This window comes from Duganella sp. Dugasp56, assembly GCF_047304105.1.
Classification (GTDB): Bacteria; Pseudomonadota; Gammaproteobacteria; order Burkholderiales; family Burkholderiaceae_D; genus Rugamonas; species Rugamonas hordei.
This window is the reverse complement of the sequence record NZ_JBGLYQ010000093.1, coordinates 1-6,651: the sequence shown is the minus strand read 5'-3', so window position 1 is coordinate 6,651 and position 6,651 is coordinate 1. Positions and strand designations below refer to the sequence as shown.

At 64.3% G+C, this 6,651-nt stretch carries 6 protein-coding genes and 2 pseudogenes; 5 read left to right on the top strand and 3 right to left on the bottom strand.

The features are described 5' to 3' along the window. Positions 1-542: pseudogene (locus tag ACCD07_RS31970) on the top strand (alpha-ketoglutarate decarboxylase); the annotation flags it as partial. A gap of 18 nt (positions 543-560) precedes the next feature. Continuing rightward, positions 561-977: a hypothetical protein gene (locus tag ACCD07_RS31965; RefSeq protein WP_413449660.1), complete on the top strand. Its 417-nt coding sequence runs from the start codon at positions 561-563 to the stop codon at positions 975-977. Here the strand turns inward: ACCD07_RS31965 and ACCD07_RS31960 are convergent. Beyond that, positions 974-1,936 carry a helix-turn-helix transcriptional regulator gene (locus ACCD07_RS31960; RefSeq protein WP_353398701.1) on the bottom strand — a complete coding sequence of 321 codons (963 nt, stop codon included), beginning with the start codon at positions 1,934-1,936 and terminating at the stop codon, positions 974-976. The genes ACCD07_RS31965 and ACCD07_RS31960 overlap by 4 nt on opposite strands. A gap of 83 nt (positions 1,937-2,019) precedes the next feature. On the opposite strand from ACCD07_RS31960, the gene ACCD07_RS31955 reads away from it, so the two are divergent. Continuing rightward, positions 2,020-2,655, top strand: coding sequence for a LysE family translocator (locus ACCD07_RS31955; RefSeq protein ID WP_413449659.1), 636 nt, complete (start codon positions 2,020-2,022; stop codon positions 2,653-2,655). Between the two features lie 188 nt (positions 2,656-2,843). After that, positions 2,844-4,274: an aldehyde dehydrogenase family protein gene (locus ACCD07_RS31950; protein WP_413449658.1), complete on the top strand. Its 1,431-nt coding sequence runs from the start codon at positions 2,844-2,846 to the stop codon at positions 4,272-4,274. Here ACCD07_RS31950 and ACCD07_RS31945 read toward each other — a convergent pair. Further along, positions 4,249-4,485 carry a hypothetical protein gene (locus tag ACCD07_RS31945; RefSeq protein ID WP_413449657.1) on the bottom strand — a complete coding sequence of 79 codons (237 nt, stop codon included), beginning with the start codon at positions 4,483-4,485 and terminating at the stop codon, positions 4,249-4,251. The genes ACCD07_RS31950 and ACCD07_RS31945 overlap by 26 nt on opposite strands. A gap of 107 nt (positions 4,486-4,592) precedes the next feature. Then, positions 4,593-6,359 carry a hypothetical protein gene (locus ACCD07_RS31940; RefSeq protein ID WP_413449656.1) on the bottom strand — a complete coding sequence of 589 codons (1,767 nt, stop codon included), beginning with the start codon at positions 6,357-6,359 and terminating at the stop codon, positions 4,593-4,595. A gap of 16 nt (positions 6,360-6,375) precedes the next feature. Here ACCD07_RS31940 and ACCD07_RS31935 point away from each other — a divergent pair. After that, a pseudogene (locus ACCD07_RS31935) lies at positions 6,376-6,651 on the top strand (hypothetical protein); the annotation flags it as partial.

The following is a 6,651-nucleotide window of genomic DNA, read 5'->3' as shown; positions in this document are numbered from 1 at the left end:
CCCTGCCCGCCCAGTTTTTCCATTTGCTGCGCAGGCAGGCGCTTGCGGTCGACCGCAAGCCGCTGATTGTGATGACGCCCAAATCGCTGCTGCGTCACGCGGATGCCGTCAGCAGCCTGGAGGACCTCGCCGACGGAACAACGTTCCATGAGGTGCTTGGCGACATGTCGAACGGGGCGGAAATCGAACGCGCGATTATCTGCTCCGGCAAGGTCTACGTCGACCTGCTGGAATATCGCCGGACACACGACTTGCACAACGTCGCACTGATACGCCTGGAACAGCTGTATCCATTCCCGGCCGGGCAACTGGCTGCGGAACTGGCCCGCTATCCGAATCTGAAGAAAGTCGTCTGGTGCCAGGAGGAAGCCCGCAACCAGGGCGCCTGGAAAGTTCTTGAAGAAGATCTTCGGGCCGTGGTACCAGTCATGACGGAAATTCATGACGCTTGCCGCGCCGCGTCCTCATCCACGGCACCTGGCTATGCGTCGCTGCACCAGCAGCAGCAAGCCGCGGTAGTTCAACAAGCTTTTGCGATTTGATTCGCGACGGAGGCAGCTATGACTATGCAGAAACCCAGTGACATCAATCAACTCGTGGGCCGGTTCCTGGACCTTCAGGAGCAATGGGAAGACAAGCCGGAACAATTCGACTGGCCGGCGCTGCGCGTGCTGGCGACGGCCGGCGCCCACGCCTACAACGAAGGAAACGGGCCGTCGTTCCAGATACTGTCGGTAGACGGCATGCGGCACGGCGAATTCCACCTGCGCTTCCTGGAGTATTCGCTGGAAGCGGGCTTTGAACCCTTCAAGCTGGTGCAGGCGGGTCCCGGCCGGCCCCTGGTCGAAGTCTTCGCCCATGAGTCATTGGCGAACGCGGCAATCGAGAATCCCTGGTCAGCCAAAATGCTGGCCTGCCTGCAGGAGTATGCGCGTGTCCACGCCGGCGCGATGCCTGAGGAAGCGGCCGTCTCCTAACGAGCGCCGGCCGCGCGCAACAGGCGCGCCGCAACCGCGCCCAGTTCGGCCCGCAGCTCAGGCGGCTCCAGCACCGTAATATCGAACGGCGCGGCGGCCAACTGGCGCGCCAGCCAGCCCAGCTCGTCGGACTGGTTGTGCAGCAGCACGCCATCGCCCGTCTGCTCGAACAGGCCGATGGTGTCCATCATCGAGCGGCGCGCCGTGGCCAGGTCGGTGTGCAGCAGGATCCTGGCGGCGAACTTGCGCGGCAGCGCCGCCACCGACAACCGCAGATGCTCCAGCGCATCGAAGCCCGGCGGCAGCGTGAAGCCGCCGTCGGCAGGCTCAACCGCCAGCACGCGGTCCAGCCGGAAGGTGCGCAAGTCGCGCCGCAGATAGCAATGCCCGACGGTGTACCAGTAGCCGGCATAGTAAGCCAGGCCGTAGGGATCGAAGTCGCGCCCGGTGTCCGCGCCGCCGGCGCGGTAACGCAGATGCACACGCCGGCGCGCCTTGGCCGCCACGCTGAGCGCGCTCAGCGCAGCGTTGTTCGGCTCGGCCCCGGCCTGCCCGGGACCGGTGCGCAAGTCCAGCCGCACCGTTTCATCGATGGCGCCGACCCGCTGGCGCAAGCCGGCCGGCATGATGCGCTCCAACTTGGCCTGCGCGCTGGCCACCGCCGGCGCCGCCTCCGCCAGGCCCAGTCCACGCGCCGCCAGCAAGCCCAGCGACAAAGCCAGCGCCTCGTCGTCGGTGAACATCATCGGCGGCAGCTTGAAACCCGGCATCAGCGCGTAGCCGCCGTGGCGGCCGCGCTCGGTGGTAATCGGGATGCCGATCTGCTCCAGCATGACGATGTAGCGGCGCAAGGTGCGGCCGTCCACCTGCAGCCGCCCGGCCATGTCGGCGCCGCTCATGCGGCCATGGGTCTGCAGCAGTTCCAGCACTGCCAATACACGTGTGGTTGGATGGTACATGACGTAAAGATAGCAGTTTATTAGGGCCAAATCTGCCCTGATTGATCTTTAAACTGCATAAAACGTCACCACAGGAGCATGCAATGAATCAAACCGCCAATCTCTGGTTGTATTTTGTCGTGGTCTTCGGCGTCATCGCGCTGCCGGGGCTGGACATGGCCTTCGTCATGGGCAGTTCGATGCTGGGCGGGCGCCGTTCCGGCATGGCGGCGGTGGGCGGCATCATCGCCGGCGGCTTTTGCCATCTGTGCATGGGCGCGCTGGGCGTAGCCATGGTGCTGCAATACTGGCCGCCGCTGTTCAAGATCATGCTGCTGGCGGGCGCCGTCTACATCGCCTGGATGGGCTGGAGCCTGCTGCGCAGCGACAGCGTGTTCCATCCGGCGCCGGGCGCCGAAGCGATGGCCGACGCCGTCATCTTCCGCCGCGCGCTGACCACCAGCCTGCTGAATCCGAAAGCCTACATCTTCATGCTGGCGATCTTCCCGCAATTCCTGAAGCCGGGCCAGGGGCCGTTGTGGGTGCAATCGGGCGTGCTGGGCGGCATCACGGCGCTGACGCAGCTGGGCGTCTACGGTGCGCTGGCCTATGCCGCCAGCGGCGCCAGCGGCTGGTTTGCCGCGCATCCGGCGGCCTCGACCGTCGCAGCCCGCGTCATGGGCGCATTGCTGATGCTGACCGCCGTGCTCAGCGCGAGCCAGGCCTGGGCCATGGCTTGACAACAAAAAAGGCCGGACCCCGTCGAGGTCCGGCCTTTCCGACATCCGCCCTACCAGAGGCAATGTTTCAAAGCTATCATTTCTTACAACACTAGTTACTATTTTACATCAGATTGTGACCAGCAGGTAAAAATTTTGATAACGGAGGATAATGCTGCTTCCCCACCTCATCATGTAAAGCGGAGCCCATGAAACAACTGTATATCAACGGCGCCTGGCTGGACGGCACCAGCAGTTCAGCCAACGTCAACCCATCCAATACCAACGACATCATCGACCACTATGCGGTGGCCGATGCGCAGCAGACCGAGCTGGCGATTGCCGCCGCCGCTGCCGCCGCGCCCGGCTGGGCGCTGTCGAACATCCAGATGCGCGCCGACGCGCTCGACAAGATCGGCAGCGAAATCCTGGCCCGCCGCGAAGAGCTGGGCATCCTGCTGTCGCGCGAGGAAGGAAAAACCAAGCCGGAAGGCATCGGCGAGGTGGTCCGCGCCGGCAATATCTTCAAGTTCTTTGCGGCCGAATGCCTGCGCCTGCGCGGCGACAAGATCCCGTCGGTACGCCCCAACCTCGACGTCGAAGTGACGCGCGAGCCGGTCGGCGTGGTCGGCATCATCGCGCCGTGGAATTTCCCGATCGCGATTCCATCGTGGAAGATCGCGCCGGCGCTGGCCTACGGCAACTGCGTGGTGATGAAGCCGGCCGAACTGGTGCCGGGCAGCACCTGGGCGCTGACCGAGATCATCAGCCGCGCCGGCCTGCCTCCGGGTGTGTTCAACCTGGTCATGGGCCATGGCGCCGTGGTCGGCGCCGCGCTGCTGAACGACCGCCGCGTCAACGCCATCAGCTTCACCGGCTCGGTCGCCACCGGCAAGAAGGTGGCGATGGCGGCGATGGGCCGGCTGGCCAAGGTGCAGATCGAAATGGGCGGCAAGAATCCGCTGGTCATCCTTGACGATGCCGACCTCGCCACCGCCGTCTACTGTGCGGTGCAAGGCTCGTATTTCTCCACCGGCCAGCGCTGCACGGCATCCAGTAGGTTAATCGTCGGCAAGAACATCTATCCGCGCTTCGTCGAGGCGGTCAAGCAGGAATTGGCCAAGCTGGCGGTCGGCGACGCATTGGCCGCCGGCACCGACATCGGCCCGGTGGTCGACGCCAACCAGCTGGAACAGGACATGAACTATATCCGCATCGGCAAGGACGAAGGCGCGACCCTGGCCTACGGCGGCGAACGCCTGGATGGCCCGTCGCCCGGCTTCTACCTGCGCCCCGCCCTGCTGACGGACGCCAGCAACGACATGCGCATCAGCCGCGAGGAAATCTTCGGCCCGGTTGCCAGCGTGATTCCGGCCGACAGCTACGAGCATGCGCTATTCCTGGCCAACGACACCGAGTTCGGCCTGTCGAGCGGCATCGTCACCACCTCGCTCAAGCACGCGACGCACTTCAAACGCCACGCGCAGGCCGGCATGGTGATGGTCAACGTGCCGACGGCGGGCGTCGACTATCACGTGCCGTTCGGCGGCAGCAAGGCGTCCAGCTACGGCTCGCGCGAGCAAGGCACTTACGCGGCCGAGTTCTTTACCACCGTCAAGACGGCTTACTGCGGCGTGTAGCGCGCGTCGTATTGCTGCGCCGGTGGCCGGTGCCGGTTCGGGGAGGCCGGGTATCCTTGGCGTCCTTGGTCTCTCCGGCCTCGGCGCGCTGCTTGTTGACGATGCGAGCCGCGACTTCCTCCTCGCGGCCCTTGTAGCGCCCTTCTTCCTCGAATTTGTGCTCCAGTTCCTTGTATTCCCGTTCGCGCTTGGGACTCGCTCCTCTGGGCATGATGGTCTCCCTGCATTGGACTCGGATGCCACCATCGTAAACTGGCAACGGCGACAACGGCGCACGCCTGCGCCCCGTTGTCGCCGCCATCCTGCCGCCAACACGCATCAATTGCAGTAGGTCTTTTTCTGCACCTCTTTCTTGGTTTCAGTCTTTTGCGCGACGACGTCTTCTTTCTTGACGTCTTTTTTCTCGCTGTCGTCCGGCGTGCTGGACGTCGCGGCCGGGCCGCCGGTCGACGACGTGGTGCCCGAGTCGTTGCCGCTGCTGCCGCTACCGCCACCGCTGGAAGTCCGCGCCACAATCGGCACGACTGGTGCACCGCCGGCCGGCGTTACCGCGTTGATCACGTTGATGGTGGTGTTGAGCGCTTGCGCGATCGGCCCATCAGACTGGGACTGGACCGGCGGCACGACCACCACGCAGCCGGCGGCGTTCGGGTTGCTCAAGCACACATTCACAGGCGGCAACACGACGCTGCAACCGGCAAGCGTCGGCGTGCTGGTGCACTGTGCCAACGTCGGCAGGACGGCGCTGCAGCCGGCCGTGGTCGGCGCGCTGCTGCAGCTTGCCAGCGAGGGCAACACGGCGGAGCAACCGGCGGCGCTCGGCGTAGCGACACAAACAGCCAGGTCAGGCAGGACCGCCGAGCAGCCCGCCGTGCCTGGAACCGCCACGCAGACGCTCAGCGGCGGCAGCACGGCCGAGCAACCGGCCAGGGTCGGCGTGGCGACGCATGCCGCCAGGCCTGGCAACACGGCGGAACAACCGGTCAAAGTCGGCGTGATCGTGCAAGCCGCCACCGACGGCAGCACAGCCGAGCAGCCCGGCAAGGTCGGCGCGGCCGAGCAAGCCGCCACCGTTGGCAACACGGCCGAGCAACCCGGCAGTGTCGGCGCGGCGGAGCAAGCGGCCACGGTCGGCAACACGGCCGAGCAACCAGGCAGCGTCGGCGCGGCAGCGCAGGCGGCCACGGTCGGCAGCACGGCCGAGCAACCCGGCAGTGTCGGCGTCGCAGTGCAGGCGGCCACGGTCGGCAGCACAGCCGAGCAACCAGGCAGCGTCGGTGCCGCAGCGCAAGCGGCCACGGTAGGCAGCACGACAGAACATCCCGGCAAGGTCGGCGCGGCAGCGCACACGGCGAGAGTCGGCAGCACGGCCGAACAACCGGCCGTGGTCGGCGCGGCAACACATACGCTCACACTCGGCAGCACCGCGCTGCAACCGGCGGTGGTCGGATCGGTCATGCAGACGGCTAGAGCAGGCAAGACGGCCGAACAGCCGGGCGTCGTTGGCGCACTGACGCAGACGGCCAGGCCTGGCAATACGGCTGAACAGCCGGCGGTCGTCGGCGCTGCGGTGCAAACGGCCAGGCCTGGCAACACTACGGAGCAACCTTCTGTCGTCGGTGCGCTGGTGCAGACGGCCAGGCTGGGCAGGACGCTGGAGCAACCGCTCAACGTCGGATTGGCGATGCAGGCGGCCACGGTCGGTGGCGGTACCTGCGTCGACGGGACGAACAGGTGCGAGCTGACGTTGCCGCCGGCCGGCACGTGCGCGCCGGTGACGCCGTTCGCGTTGATGGTGATATTGCCGCCGCTGGAGGTGACGTTCTGCGCGAAATTAATCTGGTCCAGGGAATTGCTGGAGCCGGCGGAACCGGCCGTCAGGTCGATATTGCCGGTCGCGGCAAGGTCGCCATTGATAGTCAACGGATGGCCGGTGGCCGTGCTCAGCGCCAGCGTACCGGTGGTGGTCACGACGTCGCCCGACGCCGCCGAGGCTGGCCCAACGACCAGGTTCGACAGGCTGGCGACGCGGATGCCGGCCGCCGGCGCCGTCAGCGAGGCGATGCGCGGCACGGTGGTATGCAAGCCGCCGGCGCCCTCGATGGCGCCGCGGCCCCCCCCCCGCGGGGTGGGGGTGGTTTTAAAAAATTTTAAAAAAAACCCCCCACCCCCATGCCGCCCGCCCAACAAAAACAACAAAAAAAAAACCAGAAAAAAAAAAAACAAAAAAAAAAAATTAAGAAAAAAAAAAAAAAAAAAAAAAAAAAAAAAAAAAAAAAAAAAAAAAAAAAAAAACAAAAAAAAAAAAAAAAAAAAAAAAAAAAAAAAAAAAAAAAAAACAAAAAAAAAAAAAAAAAAAAAAAAAAAAAAAAAAAAA